A 17,193-nucleotide genomic window follows, 5' to 3' on the forward strand; every position below is an offset into this window, starting at 1 on the left:
ATTTATAGCAGAATTAATTTGAAATGGAATTCTTCCTCAAATTTAGGATAAAATTATCTGATGGCGCACCATTTAGAAAACTTTTAAAGATGGAACAAAACTCATAAAATGAAGTTTCATTTACAGTTGGCTTTATATTTTGTTTATAATGCGCTATACAAGAATCAATAATATTTTTATATTGATGAATTCGATTTTTCCCAATATCTTTCAACGCCAATTCATCAGCTGAATACAAACGGTAAAAATCGAAAATCATATCAAAACCAGTCCAATGCTCATTATTAAATTCCAGTTGCTTCGAAGGTGAAACATTAGCGAAAGCAAACAACTCTTTGGCAGTAGCTTTTAACAGAAAACCTTTCAATTCTGCTGGCCAATCTTTTTTTAGGAATCGAACTCTAACCAATTCCTTCAGATGCCAATTAGTAAATTCACGGTAATTTTGAGCATTTAAAATACCCTTATCCCAAATATCAGGGTCACCAATAGTTTTCAAATAACCATATTCCTGTTCGTACAAAGGGAAAAGGGTTTTGAATCCCGGAACCGAATCAATTGTCACCGTACTAATCTCCATTTTGTTTTTATTGTGAAGCGTCAGGATTTTATATCCCGGAATATAAGCCGCCAATGACGGAATCTGAATATTAAACAAGGCTTTCCCGTTCTTGTATTTCCTAACTCCCGTATCATTAATGTGCATATGTCCGGCAAAATGGAGTTGGATTCCCGCTTCTGCAAAAAGAGCGCTCACTTCTTCTACAGGAACTCTATGCAATTGCATCTTCTCTTCCCCAAATAATTTTCTCATCATTGGCGAAGCATCATCATTAAAATCCACCATCGGGTAATGACTAAAGGCAATAAGCGTTTTTCCTCTTTTTTTCGCCTCTTTGGCAACCTTAGCTGCCCAATCTATCAAGTGTTTTTTATGGGTTAAAACCTGATTATAGCCAACATTTGGGCTATTATAATTAGCCGAATTTTCAGGATGATTTTTAGCTTCTTCTTTTGGGATATAAACATTGCCATCAATAGCCAATAGCCAAACGCCTTCAGCAGGTTCAATTAGATAACTTAAATCAGGAATCGGATTTTGATATGGCGGTATAGCATATTTTCTTTTTTCAATTGTAGCATTTTCCATAGCCAATTGAAAACTATATTTTTCAGGAGTATATGCTGTAAAAGGTGTTTCCCAATACAAATCGGTTGCTTTAGGGTAAAAACCAAAATCTTTTAATTCATCCAAAACCTCAGCATAACCCATTGTCCCGATATCTTTGGCAATTACTACCGGGAGTTCATCATCCGTTTTAGATTTATACATCCCATCCTTACTCATGATTACCTGATTCTTACCGTCTTTACCTAAAAAATCAGTTTTTCCGGAATCTGTCAAATAAGGCTTGGCCACATCATGGTTTCCGGTAGTAATTATAAAACGAATGCCGTATTTATTGGAATACTCATCTAATATTTTCTTTAATCCCCTGATATTTAATGGCTGACCATCATCACTAAAATCTCCGGGAAGTGCTACTATTTTTATGTTACGCTTTACAACATCTTCCAAAGCAGCAATAAAAGCAAAATAATTTTCGTTGAACAATCGGGTGGATTCTAACTGAGATTTCATTGTTCGTAACAAAGTGTATTTCCCATCGGCAGGATTTCGAATTCCTTTATAATCAGAATCTGAAAATCCGCCATACAAATCAAGCAAATGAACATCAGATAAGAAGGCAATTTGCGTGTTTTTAATTTTAGATTGACCAAAAACATCAATTCCTATAAAACTTAAACAAACAAAAAAACTTACAACTATATGCTTCAAAATATTCTTCTGCTTTTTTCCCATATTTACATCTTAGTTTCCGGTGGGAAAGCATACGAATCTTTCCATCCGCCTAAATCAATTAAAACTTGATCAATCATTACTCCCGGATCGACCATCCAAACTTTCAAAGTATGTTTTCCGGCCTTATTAACAATTTGTTTCGCCGATTTTACAGCAGCATTTTTCAACACATTTTGCATCCATTCATCACTACGTCCAAAAGTTTGAAAATTCAAAATAACCGGCTCAGCATCATCAATGGCTACCGCACATCGCACTCCTTTTCCTTCATAAAAAGCATGAGTAGGAACAACCTGTACATTTATTTTAGCCTCTCCAAAATTAAAGGTAAAAAAATCATATTCCATTACAGGACTGTTATTTTTTATAGATTTCAAATCTACTTCCGAATTTGCTGTTCGAGGCAAAGCCACACTCACTTTTCCGGCATAACCAATACCTTCAAAAGTTTCCCATTTAGCGGTTACACCATCTTTTTTATTCGAATAATTCACCGCATTTATCGAAACATAACCTTTGTCTTCTACAAAACCTTTGTAATTTTCAAGTTCAGCAAATTTCGGATTAAAAGCACTCACTCCAACAGTGATTAAAGTATCTTGACTAACAAATTCTATTGCCGAATTCACCTTATAACTTGGCGGAATCAATTGGTAATCATGCCCTAAAGGTGCTTCTTTTTTATTTTCGCCTTTTGGTACTTTATCCCAGTCAATACTTACCCAAAGACGTTGTTGATTACTTTCCTTGCTATCTAAAGTCCCATTTTGTTGCGAAATTTTAATCCAATCGGCTTTCGGTTTCGCCTGCCAATTTACCGTTCCCTCGCCTTTCATAAAAACATCAATATAATACTGATTCTTCACATAAGCATTAAAAACCGGCAACACATCGGCATAGGAATTCTCGGTTCTGTGATTGACTTCCATTTCATAACTTTCTAACGCTAATTTCAATTCTGGCTTCTTTCCTGCAACAGCATTCGTTGACGTAGCCTGATCAAAAACGGGCAAAAATCGTGGCGACATACTCATGATATGCTTCCACTTTCCGCCGGCCAATTCGTTATTAAAATATTGGGTTTCTTTCTGAATTCTTTCAAAAGCTGTTGCTGATTTCTTCGCAAAAAATGCAGCACTACCTCTTCCCTGTTCAGCAACAAATTTATTTTTATACGAATACAACCATTTATGATTTAAACTGGCTGCGCCAATAACTGGATATTCAATCAATTCGTAAAAAGCATCTTGACGATTCGCCGGAATAGCCGTTTTCAATTTCTCGGCAGTATCCATTAATTTTTGGTAAGCATCTATTCTTTTAGAAACCTCATCTCCGTAATGAATTTGAGTCAGTTCAGTTGGTTTTGACTTTGTTTCCGGTTCTACCTGATTCCAAGCCATAAACTCTGGACGACGCTGAAAAGCCAAGTGATAATAATCAAAAAACAAATCAGTTATCGAATTAGCGTTTTGTGTTCCAAATTCTCTCGAAGCCCAGTTCTGCATATGTGTTTTTACACTTTGGCTTTTATCAAAAGGAGTCATATCCCAGGCCATATCCAAAAATAATTCGATATTGTACTCATGAGGTTTGATATCGCCACAGTTCAAAATCCATAAATCACGAGACTGGAATTCGTATGCTTTTTCCATTTCTTCCCACATCAAAACCGGATTGGATGAATTCAGCCATAAATAATCATGAGGACGTCCCCAATACGAGGTATGATAATAAATCCCTGCTCCTCCAGGACGTTTTTGTTCTTTAGGATTACTCAACTGACGGATGTAACCGTAATTGTCATCGGTCCAAACCAATTGCACATCTTCAGGTAGTTTTAGTCCTTTTTGGTAATAATCCAAAACCTCTTTATAAGGAATAAATACCTGCGGAATTTTGTTCGGTTCTTTTTTGGTTTCCTTTTTCAAAATCGCTCTTTGGTCGGTAATCACCTGTTCCAATAATTTTACCTGTGCATCCGAATCGTCTTCCCCCACAATCATTGGCGAATCGTGTTCGCCACGCATTCCGATGGTGTAAATATTTTCAAAAGGAGCTGTTTCTTTAGTTCTCTTTTTAAAGAAATTTTTAATCACCCCTGAATTCGTATCATAACGGTATTCCCCCATCGTATTGTGGTTCCACTCCGCATTAATGTTGCTCAACATCGGCTCTGCGTGTGAAGTTCCAATAACAATAGCATAATCATCAGCAACTTCTTTATTTTTTGGAAAAGAATAAAAGGCTTTGGTGCTTTTGTGCATCGCTGGCCAAATCGTATTGGCTCTCAAACGCAACAACAGTTCAAAAACTTTCGCATAAGTTTTAGGTCCGATATCCCCCGTTTCCGGTTCGAATGTTTTGGCAGCCCAGGGCTGCAATCCCCAATCTTCATCGTTTAGAAAAATTCCTCTGTATTTCACCGATGGCGAACCATAAACTTTAGTTTGAATATTTAAAACCAGATTGTCTTTTTTATCCGGTGTAACATCAGCCCACCATTCCCATGGAGAAACCCCCATCATTCTGGAAATTTCCAGCAATCCGTAAGCCGTCGCTCTTCTGTCAGAACCTACAATTACCAATGCTTTTTTGATGGCTGCTGTTGGATTTTCAACAACTTGAATTTTATAAGTTTCCCATTTTCCTTTTACATCAGCAACAGTAATTTTTTGTTTCGAAACCAAATTATCAATCCATTTGCTTTGCCCAATAGTTCCCGCCATAATTGTTATTTCAGAATTATTTTTCGAAACTATCAACCTCTTATTTGTAATTGAAAAAACATCATCAGCCAAAATTTTAGCTGCAATGTGAACCACTTTTGGCTCTTTTTCTTCTACTAAAACAGCGGCTTTTTGATTGGCTGAAACAATAGCAAAATCATTGTTTTGCCCCTTTACAACATTGGCAAAAAGAGCAATAAAAACTAGAAAAATGATATTAAACTTATTTTTGAACATGATTTTATTTTTTAATTCTTTCGAAACGATTATTCTCAAAACTCACCTTGTAAGACGATTTAAAAAGCGTGGACGGAACATAATAATCCGTTGAAATTACTTGTGCTCCCGATGCTTTTGCTTTTTCAAACTTAGTATAATCATTTACTCTGGCTTCGGTTGTTCCGTCATCGGCACGGGTGCGAACCATGTAGCCTTTGGCGACCAACTCTTTGATATAATTAAAATCTTTTACCGGATTATTCACAATCCTAAAAGCTGCCTCTGGAGTTCCTTCTTTAACATTTATAAATAAAACGCAGTTTTTCAAACTTGGATGACCGTCCATGTAACGATTATTCTTGATTTCATTTTCATCCAACACAAATAAAATCTTTCCTCGAACACTTTCTAAATCTGGCCAGCCATTTTTTAAAATAGCCTCTTCCAGAGTAGCAAAATTTCCTCTTACCAAATCGGGTGTAATTAATTGTGTATCGTCAAAAACGGAACGAATTTCACTATCGATACTTTCTAAAGCTTCTTTTGTGAATGGTAAAGGCGCTTTCAGATTTTGACTAATACCGTCTTTGGCATTAATTAATATAAAAATAGGAAAATGATTTTGATGTTCATCTGACCATTTTTTCAGGGCTTGCAATCCTTCTTTGAAAAGGAGATAATGACTTCTAAAATCGATATCCGGAATATGAAACATCTTTAATCCGGGTTGCGCTAACTTTTTTTCAGGATCAAATTCTAATGGGTTTTTACCCAGGGTTTTTACAATTGTCAAACCTTTTGGATTCGAATAATAACCACCTTTAGGGTCATACAACACATCCATCTCCAAATTTCGAAGGCCTAAATCCAACTGTGCTTCTAGGGGAATATGAGTATATTGCAGTGATTTGGCACTAACAGAATCTTTTTGATACAAATAATCCCAGAGCGGTTTTTCAATAGCTATTTTATAGGAATTATGACTACCAATCACCTGAATTTGGTTCATTTTTACAGGGTCTTGTTTTTTTTCATTAAAAGAAACCAATGAAAAAAAAGTCAAGAAAAACAAAGCCGCTATTTTATTTCTTGATGCCATATTTTACATTAAATACGAATATAAATCCTCTTTTTGTTCAACCACCATCCAATACTCCAACAAAGCAGCATAAACAAAATAGCCGTAACAAAAGATCCTAAACTTCCCGGAAAGACAGTTTGAATGACACTTTCGCTAAACCATTCAAAAACATCTTGTTCAGAATTTACAGGTATTATTCTCAATAACGTAAAGAAAAGTTCTGAGAACAAATAAATAAACATAGGATTTTTGCCAAAAATGGTACAAAACTCAACACCAAAATGTTTTTGTTTTAATTCAATCAAATAAATTAAAACTGCCATAATTGATAAATCGATTCCAACAGTATACAACACGAAAGAACCAGTCCAAAGCTTTTTACAAATTGGAAAAACCAAATCCCACCAACGTGCCAAAGCCATTAAAAGAAAACCTACTAGCAATAATTTAGCTATCCCTTCAAATGTTTTTCCTATTCTTTGAATAAATGCTCCGGCAATAAAACCGGCAATTACATTTACTATCGATGGCAATGTGCTCAAAATTCCCTCTGGATCAAATGGCATACTGTCTCTTTTGTAAATATGTCCGTTTCCTAAAATAGATAAATCCATACGAGTCACCGCATTTGTAGCCATTTCCAGTTCGGCTCCCGGCTGTCCAAAGAGATATAATATGGCCCAATAGCCCAACAGAAAAATTACAGACAAAACGATTGCTGCTTTCTCTGATAAATAATAAAAAATTACCGACGCAAATAAATAGCACAATGCAATACGTTGCAAAACGCCCATGACACGTGTTTCGGCAAAAGGTTTTAATTCCCAAATACCATCAATCCCTTGACGAAAAAAGGGAAACCAATACATTAAGTATCCTAAAAGAAACATAATAAGCGTACGCTTAATGACTTTTTTCCAAAATACATCAGACGCCATTTCTTTCATTTTTCCCATCGAAAAACTCATCGCATTTCCCATTGCAAAAAGGAAAGATGGAAAAACCAAATCAGCCAGTGTAAACCCAAACCATTCGGCATGTACCAAATAAGGATAGAGATGGGCTCCTGTTCCCGGTGTATTGACCACAATCATTAAACAAATCGTTAATCCTCTAAACACATCTAGCGAGAGGAAACGATTGGAATTTTGGTTAGAAATTGCTCCCATAGTTAATAATCGTATTTAATTGGCGCCATTTTTTCGGTTACAGGTATAATGCGAGAGCGGTATTTTTTATGCAAAGCTTTAGCAATCACAACTGGATTACCTTTTGCTTTTACCGGAAAATCTTTTCTCTCATTTACCCATTTCCATTCCCATTCTTTAATTTTTTCATCAAATTTTTCCTGATTGAAAGTTCCCCAATTGGCTTTTACATCTGCAAAAAATTGCTGCCATCTTGGTTTATAAAAATCAGTAAACAATCCGCTCCATTGCCTATTACTGTATTCATGCAATCTGTTATTAGCTCCACCCCAAAGAGTAATTAAATCACGGGCATTTTGCTCATACAACGCTTTTTCTTTCTCATCAATTCCCCAACGTCTAGCATCGGCAATCCATGGACCTAAAAGAAAGTCATAACGCGTAGCCAATAATTGATCCATATCATCTATCAATTCAATAAACTCTTTTGCGTTTTTTTCAAATGCTACTTTGTCATTGTTTTGATAATCTTTGGCAATTTGCTGCTGCAAAGGCAATGCATAATTAGCCAAAACCTGACGGGTAACATCCACTAAATCATACTGGAAACCATCTGATTTTTGGCAATCCGGAATTGCTTTTATGAAAAGATCCCAAGCCGGTAATAAATCTTCTGAAGCATAATTTTGTTTGGTTCTCGCCCAACGGCGGAAACCCTCAAATGTAGGTCGGGAAACAATAATCGATTCCGCACCATCACGAATTACTTGTCCGTTATAAACCGTTTTTACCAATACATCCCAGGCTTTTGCAATATCAGCGTTTGATTTGCCATAGCGATTTAAGGTATAATTAGCCAACCAAGAATTCAAATCTATTGGCGTATCTCTCCAGGTATTGTCGGTCATTAATTCATATAAAACCGGATTTTGCTCAATAGCTTCCATTGTTAAACCAATACCTTTTAGTTTTCCTGATTTAGGATCTTTTAAAGCTTTTGCAGGTGCATTGGCAACGGTTTCAATTCGACCAAACATCGAAATATTTCCACCAAAATTGTGCAACATATTCCAAATCCATTGTTTGCCATAAAAAGCTTCGGTACGTTTCCAAACCGGTTCAATCTCGGCAGCTAAATCCAAAATAATCATTCGGTCGTCAGGAACAGCATCCAATAATCCTTTGATTTGTGGCGCTTCCCAAAATTCTCTGTGGCTGTAAAAAAGCCAGCCCTGCATGACCCAAACTGCTTTTTCATCAGCCGATTTCATTCCTTCAAATATCTTTTTGCTTAAATCAAATAAATAAGCAGGATCGCTTAAAGGAGGTGTATTTTCGTTAAAAGTATCCGCTGAATACAAATGATCCGTTCCATAAATCTTAGATTGCATCTCTAAGAATTTCTTCCCAATTTCGGCAAACAAAGGATCACTCGAATCTAAAATATAGGTGTCTTCAAAATCATTTTCCCAGTTGGTTGCTTTCAATTTCGCATTTGGGAAAAACTTTTTAAATGAAGCTGGAACGTGTCCTGTAAAAGCAGGCAAAACGGTTTTCATCCCCAGTTCGCGTTCTCTTTTTAATATCTTAAGCTGTAAATCACGGTGCGTTTCTTTCCAGTTTTTAGATAAAGGGCCTCCCCATCCGTCTAAATTGCCCATCCAAAACCAACCAAAATAAGCCGGTCCACTGAAAAATGTATCCAAATCTGCATCTGTAAAACCATAGGATTTATACACTTCGTCCCAAATGTATTCTTCTCCAGTAATAGCAAGCGGCATATTGATTCCATGCAAAGCCATCCAGTCGATTTCTTTTTCCCAACGTTTCCAGTCCCACCAGCTCATACTGTAATTAAAGGTGCAATAGTTCAAATAATAGCGGTATTCGTAAGGTGTTTTTTTATGAATCAATTTAGGAACTGCTGGTAATTTTTTAGGCAAATTCAAATTGGTTCCATTCCATGTTATTTGGCAATGTGTAACATTATTGAGATAATAATATAATGCAGATGCAACCGAAACACCATTGTTTCCTCTCAACACAATTTTGTCTCCTTTGGAAACAATTTCAAACCAATCCTCTTTTGCTGAAGAATCAATTTCGATACTAAATTGTGAAGCATGATTAGGTAAAATACGAGTAATAAGCTGACTCGAAGCATTCTTTATTTCTGTCTCCGGTTTTGTTGATTGACAAATACCAGTTTCAAAAACAAAAAAAGTAAAGAATATGGCTAGTTCAAGGATCCTTTTCATCTTTTTAAAATTATATTATACTGATTAGAAACTGGAAATACCAGTTGGTTTTACTTTTAATATGTTATGATTGGCATCAAAATTCAAACTGTCAATACAAATTTGACGCAACACATATTTTTCTTTTTGCGGAAGAATTCGGTGGTATAAAATATAATCCTGTCCTTTTTCCTTGAAAACCGAATGATGTCCCGGACCATAAGTGATACTATCTGCAGTAGTTTCCAGAATAGGACTGTTTTTGGCTGTTTCAAATGGTCCTAAAGGAGAATTTCCAACAGCATATCCTACTTTGTAAGTCGCATCAATTGCTTTACCTGACGAAAACATTAAATAATATTTCCCGAAACGTTTTATCATATAAGGCGCTTCAAAATAATCTTTAGGCGTAACTGCTTTTGGTTTTTCATCAAATGAAATCATATCCGAATTCAGTTTGGCTGCCATACAAGTTCCATTTACCCAATTAAATCCGGAACCCCAGTACAAATAAGCCTGACCATCATCATCAATAAAGCAATCGGCATCGATATTGTGTACCAAAGGATAATCTTTTGCTGAAATCAAAGGCGACTGGTCTTCTTTGGCATTTTTCCAAGGCCCTAACGGAGTATTACTCACCCCAACCCAAACTTCACTCCCAACTGAAACATACATATAATATTTCCCGTTTGCTGCTTTTCGTACCGATGGTGCCCAAACCATAGAATCTTTAGAATTCGGGCTTGTACAGGCTTTTTTCGTTGGCCAGTTTAAATGATGGCGTTCAAATTGTATAAAATCCTTTGTTGAAAACACCGCCAGTTCCTCTCCACCCCAAGGATCAATAGTGGCATAAATAAAAAAAGTATCTCCTTCTTTTACAATACAGGGATCTGCAAAATATCCCGGTAGTATTGGGTTTGTGATTTTTGATTTTGCTTGTAAATTTTCCTTTTTGACAGGAAGTTTACACGAAATCAAAAACGTAGTCATCAACAAAATAAAAACACCCAGTTTCAAATTCTTCATCTTTATTATATTAATCTTCTATAAAATTATTCTTCAATTACTTCGTCTGATTTAGAAGGCGGAAGCTGTTTTGTTCCCCAGGTTTTAGATGGCGTTGCTCCCATTTCAAATTCCAGCACACCACCTTTTACAATATCCTGATGCTCAATAAAAGCATTTTCAAATGGTTTTCCGTTTAACAAAACAGATTTGATGTATTTGTTTTTATCCGAAAGATTCTTCGCTTTGATAGTGAAATCCTTGCCGTTTTCCTGATGAATTACCGTTTGTTTGAAATAAGGTGAATTAATCAGATAATAGGATTGTCCCGCATTAGGATATAATCCCATCATGTGAAAAGCCAACCATGAAGACATCGCCCCTGAATCATCATTTCCTGGGATTCCGTTTCTGGAACTGTTGTAATTTTTATCAATAATTTGATGAATGCGGTCGTTACTCAAATCAGGTCGACCAATCCAATGGTATAAATTCGGACTCAAAAAAGAAGGTTCATTGGCCACATTATAAAATTCTTTATCAAAAAGTGTGTTCAAGCGCTTTTTGAAAGCCTCATTCCCACCTGTTTTTTTAATTAACATGGCCACATCATGAGGAACGGAAAGTGAATATTCCCAAGAACTTGCTTCGTAAAAAACACCACACCACCAGCAAACACAATTAGGCCAATCCTGCGCTAAAGGCGTGTAAGGCACATAAGAAATTTTACCATTAGTAGCCGCACACTGAATACTGTCTACCCATTTTTTATTGGAATCCTTCGGCATGATAAATCCTCTGGAACCGTTGTCTTCAATATCTCTCCAAAGGTTTTGCCAGTTATCCGATTGTTTGATAAAACGCCAGTATTCGCCTTTGCGTTTCGTTCCTTTGGCAACAATTGCCAGACAATAATCATTATACGAATATTCTAAAGTTCGGTTTCCGGAACGGACATAATCGGTAGAAACATAACCCAATCTATTATAATCAACTAATCCGCCACGACCTTCTTTTTCTTCATTGCCACCAGGAGGAAATAAGGCATCTTTCAACATGGCATCCAATGCCAACTTATAATTAATACCTTCCAATCCTTTTACAAAAGCATCTGCAATAACTACCTCTGCATTGGAACCACCTTGTGTACGTCCATTTGAATTTCCGCTTCTGGCTTCCGGCAAATAGCCATCGCGTTTATAAATTTGTAACATCGCATTTACAATATCAATCTCACGTTTAGGATCTAAAAGTGTAATTAATGGGCTTGAAGAACGATAAGTATCCCAAATAGCATAAAAATCATCATAATAAGGAGAATCATTTTCCCAAAGCGGGTTTTCGCCTGTACGATCTACCGGCATCAACATCGTATGATACAAACCCGTGTAAAACATGGTTTTCTTTTCTGTAGAAGCTTCTTTTTCAACCTCAACTCTTTGCAATAAATTCTCCCATTTTTGTTGGGTTTCTGCTAATTCTTTTTTGAAATCCCAATGCGGAATTTCTTTATCGATATTATCTCTGGCTTTTAAACTGCTGATGAACGAAATTCCAATTTTCATATTCAGTGTTTTATTGGCTAAGCTTTCAAAAAACAACATTGCTCCGGTTTTCTTCCCGTTATCCACCTGATTTTTTTCATTTGGAAAAAATTGCTCACCTTTCCAAGTAGAGAAATTGGTAAACGGCTGATCAAATACTGCCGAAAAATAAACCGTATAAGTACTTCCGTTATTCCAACCACCACGAACTTTAGTATGACCGCGAACTTCGGTATCTGAAATTACTTCTACCTGCGACCCCACGAATTGCTGCGCTTCTCTTCCATCAGGAATAATGGATTCATCCAGATATCTTCCTAAGTCAACTTTGATTGCATTTTTAGTATTCGAATTAAAAACAAATTTGTAAAAAGCGGCTCTGTCAGAAGTCGTAATTTCTGTTTGAATATTCCATTTTTTCAATAAAGCACCATAATAACCTAAGGCTACTTTTTCGTTTTCACGGAGCGATTCCTGTTTGATGGTTTCAAAATCACCCGAAATAGGCATGATAGAAACATTTCCGTACTTAGCTCCACCACCAGTTCCGCTCACATGCACCTGACTAAAACCGTAAATAGGTTTCGACATATCAGTTGTAAAACCACTATTGGCATGCAAATCATTATCGGGCCCCGGTTTGATCATTCCGTAAGGACATGAGGGTCCAATGAAAACATTTCCAAGACCTTCCGAGCCAATCATAGGATCAACAAAACGGTGATTTTGTGCACTCAAATTCCAACACTGTAACAACAGTGCTAAAGAAATAAAAGTGGCATTTCGGAGTTTATTCATAATTTCTATTTTTAATTCTCAGAATCATCAAAATTAATTCCCCTTCCCACAAGGGTGTAATTTTGATGATTCTTGAGGCAATTTTTAAGGTATCGTTTTTATATTCGTTTCTTTTAAATCTAATTTGGATTCTGTCACATTTTCCAAAACAACTTGTTCATTTTTAGCTTCCGGTAAATCAATATTTTCCATATTCAGATTTTGAACATCATCAAAAACAAATGCGGGTCTAAAATCAGTATCGTCTAAACTAACTTTGATATTTTTAAAACGAATTCCATTGGCATGACGCACATAAAATGCCCAGGCCGGCAATTCGCCAAACATGGAGAATTCAGGATAATCCTGTATTTTTTCCGGAACGGAATCTAATCGATTTAGTGGTACATATGCCATTCCTTTTGTCGCTCTTCCAGGATAAGAAATAGTGATATTTTCAAGATTGACATTTTCTATTTGGTAACCCGGAATCCCAACAATCGAAGAAGGAAACGGATTATGGAAAAAATCTACTTCAGGACCTCTTAAATCATAATTGATATCCGGACGTCCAAAAGGCACTTGTACATTCATATTTTTAATACTCACATTTTTGATACTTCCCGCTTTATCACCGCTTCGTTGTCCTATTCGAATAAAAATCGCATTGCCGGTATTTACCGCATTAATATTAGAAACTTCAATATTTTCGATAACGGCTCCGTCAACAGATTCGATAGCAATAGCTGAACGAAACGTATCAAAAACCTGAATATCTTTTATAACCACATTTTTGAATCCGCCATAAGAAGCGGTTCCAAATTTTATGGCACTAGCACTGGATTTTATCGTACAATTAGCGATAAAAATGCCATCATTAGCATATCCCGGATAATAGGATTTCAAGCAAATTCCGTCATCGGCAGTATTCAAATCACAATTGGCAACTTTTACATTTTTACAATCGGTAATGTCGATTCCATCATTATTCCAGTACGAACGATTGACCACTTTTAAATTATCAATTATCAAATTCGAACACAATTCAAAAGACAATCCCCAGCAGGATGCAGCACCCACTTCTAAACCTTGAATTTCAACATTTTCACATTGAGAAAAACGAAACAACTTCGGTCTCATGGTTTCATTTGGACGGTTTCTTTTAATCGTATAATTAGGATCAACCGCAATTCCGGCATGATGCAAACTGTCAATATTTAAAGCCAATTGCAAACCTTGTCCATCAATTTTTCCTTTACCATACAGTTTTATATTCGTTGCTTTATGTGCCAAAACTAAAGCAATTTGTGAATTATCATCTTTCTTTGGAGAATCAGGTCGACCAGGAAAATCCATTTTATAATAATCTTTTGGATTGGTACTTCCTAATAAAACAGCTCCTTCTTCCAGACGAACACTCACATTGCTTTTTAATTGAATACTTCCTGATAAAAATTCCCCTTTTGGAAAAACTACAATCCCGCCTTTACTTTTAAAAGCGGCATCAATAGCTTTTTGAATAGCGACTGTATTGAGTGTTTTCCCATCTGCTTTGGCTCCATAATTAGTAATTAAAAACTCTTTTAGAGCTTTGGCTTTATTTTGTGCAGGACTATTCCAAGCAAACAGAAAAAAGCTTACTAATATGTTAACATAAAACAGTTTCGACTTTACTTTTATCATTTTATTTTCACTTAAAATACTAAAAATCAATTATTTATAAAATATTTCCGTTTTAAAAAAAGACAAAAAAAAAGCGCACAGTTGACACCGATTGATTTTCATGTATCAACTGTGCACTATTTTTTGTAATTCAAAATTTCAAAATCTCACAAAAAATAAGCACTACTATGTAGATCTTATTTCATGTAAGCTTCTAACTTATCCAAATTATTAATCTCCTTTTCTCTGGCGCAAGCCGAAACCACTTCCGTTTCCAAATGTTTCGTTGGTTTAGAAATCAATAAGTATTGGGTTCCGTCATCGGTACTTTTTACATAATCTTTCGGATTGTATTTAATAGCACCACCCACTTCTACAATCTCAGCAGCTACGTCTTCCGGATGTTTTCCCCAAACGGCAATATAATTGGCTCCTTTCTTGGTTCCGCAACCTTTGAAATAATTCACTCCGGTTACAAACTGTACTTTTTCGCCATTCAAACTAAAAGCTTCCACTTTAGCTTCTCTTTTTCCGGAAAATACCGTAACACGTACTTTGATATCAACTTTTTTCCCTTTGTAAGGCACTCCTCTGGAAATCATTTCCATATAAGAACTGCTTTCCGTTTTCCCTACATGAGCCAAACGATTCGTTACCGGATTCAACGGAACTACTTTTTCACCATCCCAAAGACGTACTCCTCCTAAACCTACGGTGGATCCTACTTTATAATAATCGGCTCCCCAACCTTCTTTTTGTTGTTCCGGAGTTGGATACCAATGTGCGGCTTTCAACTCCAAACCTTTTTTGGCCTTATTATAAACATCAATAGCTACTTTATCACTAAAATAAATTCGCAATGCCATCCATTCATTCTCTACAGCTGGCCCATGATGACCAATTGTACTGTATAAATCTCCTGATTCAGAACCAATATCTGTCAGGTAACTTATTTTATCAGCTTTCATATACAAACTATTGTCTGTATTATTCTGTCCGATACAAATGCCTCCAAACAGCAAAGCAGCCATAAATGATAATTTCATAATTTCAATTATTTATAGATTAAACTTAATTTTCGTAAAATTAAGTAAACTTTCTGCAATGCCCGAAGTTTTATTTTAGAATTAACCTATGGTCATTTTATGATGAAAAGGTGTAAATCCGGTAATATACACATGAACGCCATCGGTACGTAAAGTTCCCTGATGATAGGTATATTCTTCGCTATCTAAATTATTCACGTTTTGATGTTCGACTAAACCGGGACCTATGTCAATTGTTTCGGTTCCCGTATTTGCTTTGGCAAAACCTGATTTCAGGAAATAATTTCCTTTTTCTCCCAATGTTGCGCCTTCTATTTGAATTCCTTCTTTAAAACACATTTCGATTGTAATTTCTACATTTGGCGGACCATCTACTTTAAAATCCAAATTCAAACTGCCGTTATTTTCTTCAATTTCAATAACCGTAGTTTGTTTTTTGACATTACTCGCAACTCTATGTTCAAAATCCATTTTGTTCCAAAATCGTCCGTCTTTCGATTCTGATAATTGATAATCGCCATCTGCTTTTTGAAATTCCGATGCCAAAGGTTGATAATAATCGCCCTGTTTGGTTTCTCTCAAAATGTATTTGTTTCCCACTTTTTCAATGCCATCACTGCTGAAATAGCCCATTCTGAAAAAGGAAGATGACATTCGCATGTATTTCAAAATGGCATCTCCTTTTCGGTACATCAGGAAATTTGGGTTTGATGATCTTCCTGATACAATCAGAACAGGTTTGTCGTTTCCGCCAAAAAGCGTTATCGATGTATTTCCACGTCGGATTCGGGCTAAATTAGAAACCGCAAAAAATTCTTCAAAATCATTTTTAATCTTAGGCTTAAGCAAAATAGTCTGTTGCAATTCCGGATTGGTCATAAATTCTACCAAAGCATCCTGCTCAAAATCAGGAATATTTTCGATAAGATTGACCATATAAGCAAATTTTGGATTTTGAGTATGAATAGCCATATAACGGTATTGCAAGTAAAATTTAGACACCGTAATATTCATAAACTGATCCTGTCTTCTGGAATCTACTGTAACCAAATCACCATTAGCTTCTGTATAATAATAAGTAGTGGTCAGGTTTTTTTGAACCTTGTCTAACAACTCCGGTTTATTTAACAAACGAGCCAACGTAATTAAGGCTTTGTCTATAACTGCCGAATAAATTCCGCTTCGTTCTGAATAATGTCCATCCTGATTAAGATAAATCCCCTCGGCCAACCAGTCCTCAATTCTGTTAGTATACCTAACATCTGGATACAGCGAATTGATATTGGCTAAAGCGGCACTTACTACCCATCGGTGATTGGGAGTATGCACACCGCCCGTTATCATGGCTTCGCCGGCATTTTGAATAAACTTCTTTAATTTCTCTTTTACTGAATTTAAATTTTTTAGCTTATTGTGTTTCAAAACCATCGCAGCCGAACAAAGGTATTCCAAAACAAAAGCCGTATCTGGTGGTGATTGTCGGTTTCCGCCGGCATCAACAGTACCATCACCGTATTGTCCTTTCAGCATAATATCAGCAGCCTGATTCAAACGTTCTACTACAATTTCAGACTTATAAAACTCTGATTTCTGGTGAGATACCGAAGCCGTCATAGCGGCTATATCGGCTGCTACAGGCCGAAAATTACTCAAACGAACATCCGAATTTACAAGAGGTTTTTGAAAAATATTTTTCACAAAAGCATCATTATGCAGAATGAGTTTTTTCATCAAAGCTTCATCCACCTTAGTTGCCGCGGCACTAAAAAATCCATCATTTGCCAAAACAGTGTCGCTAACCAATGCACCAAGCAATGATAGACTTCCTAGTTTTAAAAATTCGCCACGACTAATAGGATTCATCTCTTTTGTTTT

At 36.1% G+C, this 17,193-nt stretch carries 10 protein-coding genes; all 10 read right to left on the bottom strand.

Annotation, left to right across the window (positions count from 1 at the left end; translation table 11 throughout):
* Positions 1 to 13: 13 nt before the first annotated feature.
* Positions 14 to 1,840 carry a metallophosphoesterase gene (locus AAEO59_RS01990; protein WP_341699070.1) on the bottom strand — a complete coding sequence of 609 codons (1,827 nt, stop codon included), beginning with the start codon at positions 1,838 to 1,840 and terminating at the stop codon, positions 14 to 16.
* Between the two features lie 26 nt (positions 1,841 to 1,866).
* A complete protein-coding gene (locus tag AAEO59_RS01995) occupies positions 1,867 to 4,830 on the bottom strand; it encodes a glycosyl hydrolase 115 family protein (protein ID WP_341699071.1) in 2,964 nt (987 codons plus the stop codon).
* 4 nt (positions 4,831 to 4,834) lie between these two features.
* Positions 4,835 to 5,911: a phosphatidylinositol-specific phospholipase C1-like protein gene (locus AAEO59_RS02000; RefSeq protein WP_341699072.1), complete on the bottom strand. Its 1,077-nt coding sequence runs from the start codon at positions 5,909 to 5,911 to the stop codon at positions 4,835 to 4,837.
* A gap of 8 nt (positions 5,912 to 5,919) precedes the next feature.
* Positions 5,920 to 7,062 carry an acyltransferase family protein gene (locus AAEO59_RS02005; RefSeq protein WP_341699073.1) on the bottom strand — a complete coding sequence of 381 codons (1,143 nt, stop codon included), beginning with the start codon at positions 7,060 to 7,062 and terminating at the stop codon, positions 5,920 to 5,922.
* Between the two features lie 2 nt (positions 7,063 to 7,064).
* Positions 7,065 to 9,299: an alpha-N-acetylglucosaminidase gene (locus AAEO59_RS02010; RefSeq protein ID WP_341699074.1), complete on the bottom strand. Its 2,235-nt coding sequence runs from the start codon at positions 9,297 to 9,299 to the stop codon at positions 7,065 to 7,067.
* 24 nt (positions 9,300 to 9,323) lie between these two features.
* Complete coding sequence (locus AAEO59_RS02015; RefSeq protein WP_341699075.1) at positions 9,324 to 10,310, bottom strand: family 43 glycosylhydrolase; 987 nt, start codon at positions 10,308 to 10,310, stop codon at positions 9,324 to 9,326.
* Between the two features lie 26 nt (positions 10,311 to 10,336).
* Positions 10,337 to 12,631 (bottom strand): GH92 family glycosyl hydrolase, encoded by a 2,295-nt coding sequence (locus tag AAEO59_RS02020; protein WP_341699076.1) that lies wholly within the window; start codon positions 12,629 to 12,631, stop codon positions 10,337 to 10,339.
* An 84-nt stretch (positions 12,632 to 12,715) separates the two neighbouring features.
* Positions 12,716 to 14,293 carry a glycoside hydrolase family 28 protein gene (locus AAEO59_RS02025; protein WP_341699077.1) on the bottom strand — a complete coding sequence of 526 codons (1,578 nt, stop codon included), beginning with the start codon at positions 14,291 to 14,293 and terminating at the stop codon, positions 12,716 to 12,718.
* 176 nt (positions 14,294 to 14,469) lie between these two features.
* On the bottom strand, positions 14,470 to 15,318 hold the full coding sequence (locus AAEO59_RS02030; RefSeq protein WP_188219638.1) for a DUF4861 family protein: 849 nt from the start codon (positions 15,316 to 15,318) through the stop codon (positions 14,470 to 14,472).
* A gap of 81 nt (positions 15,319 to 15,399) precedes the next feature.
* Positions 15,400 to 17,181, bottom strand: a complete 1,782-nt coding sequence (locus tag AAEO59_RS02035; RefSeq protein WP_341699078.1) for a hypothetical protein — start codon at positions 17,179 to 17,181, stop codon at positions 15,400 to 15,402.
* Between the last annotated feature and the right edge of the window lie 12 nt (positions 17,182 to 17,193).

It is taken from the genome of Flavobacterium flavipallidum (assembly GCF_038289905.1).
GTDB classification, from domain to species: domain Bacteria; phylum Bacteroidota; class Bacteroidia; order Flavobacteriales; family Flavobacteriaceae; genus Flavobacterium; species Flavobacterium flavipallidum.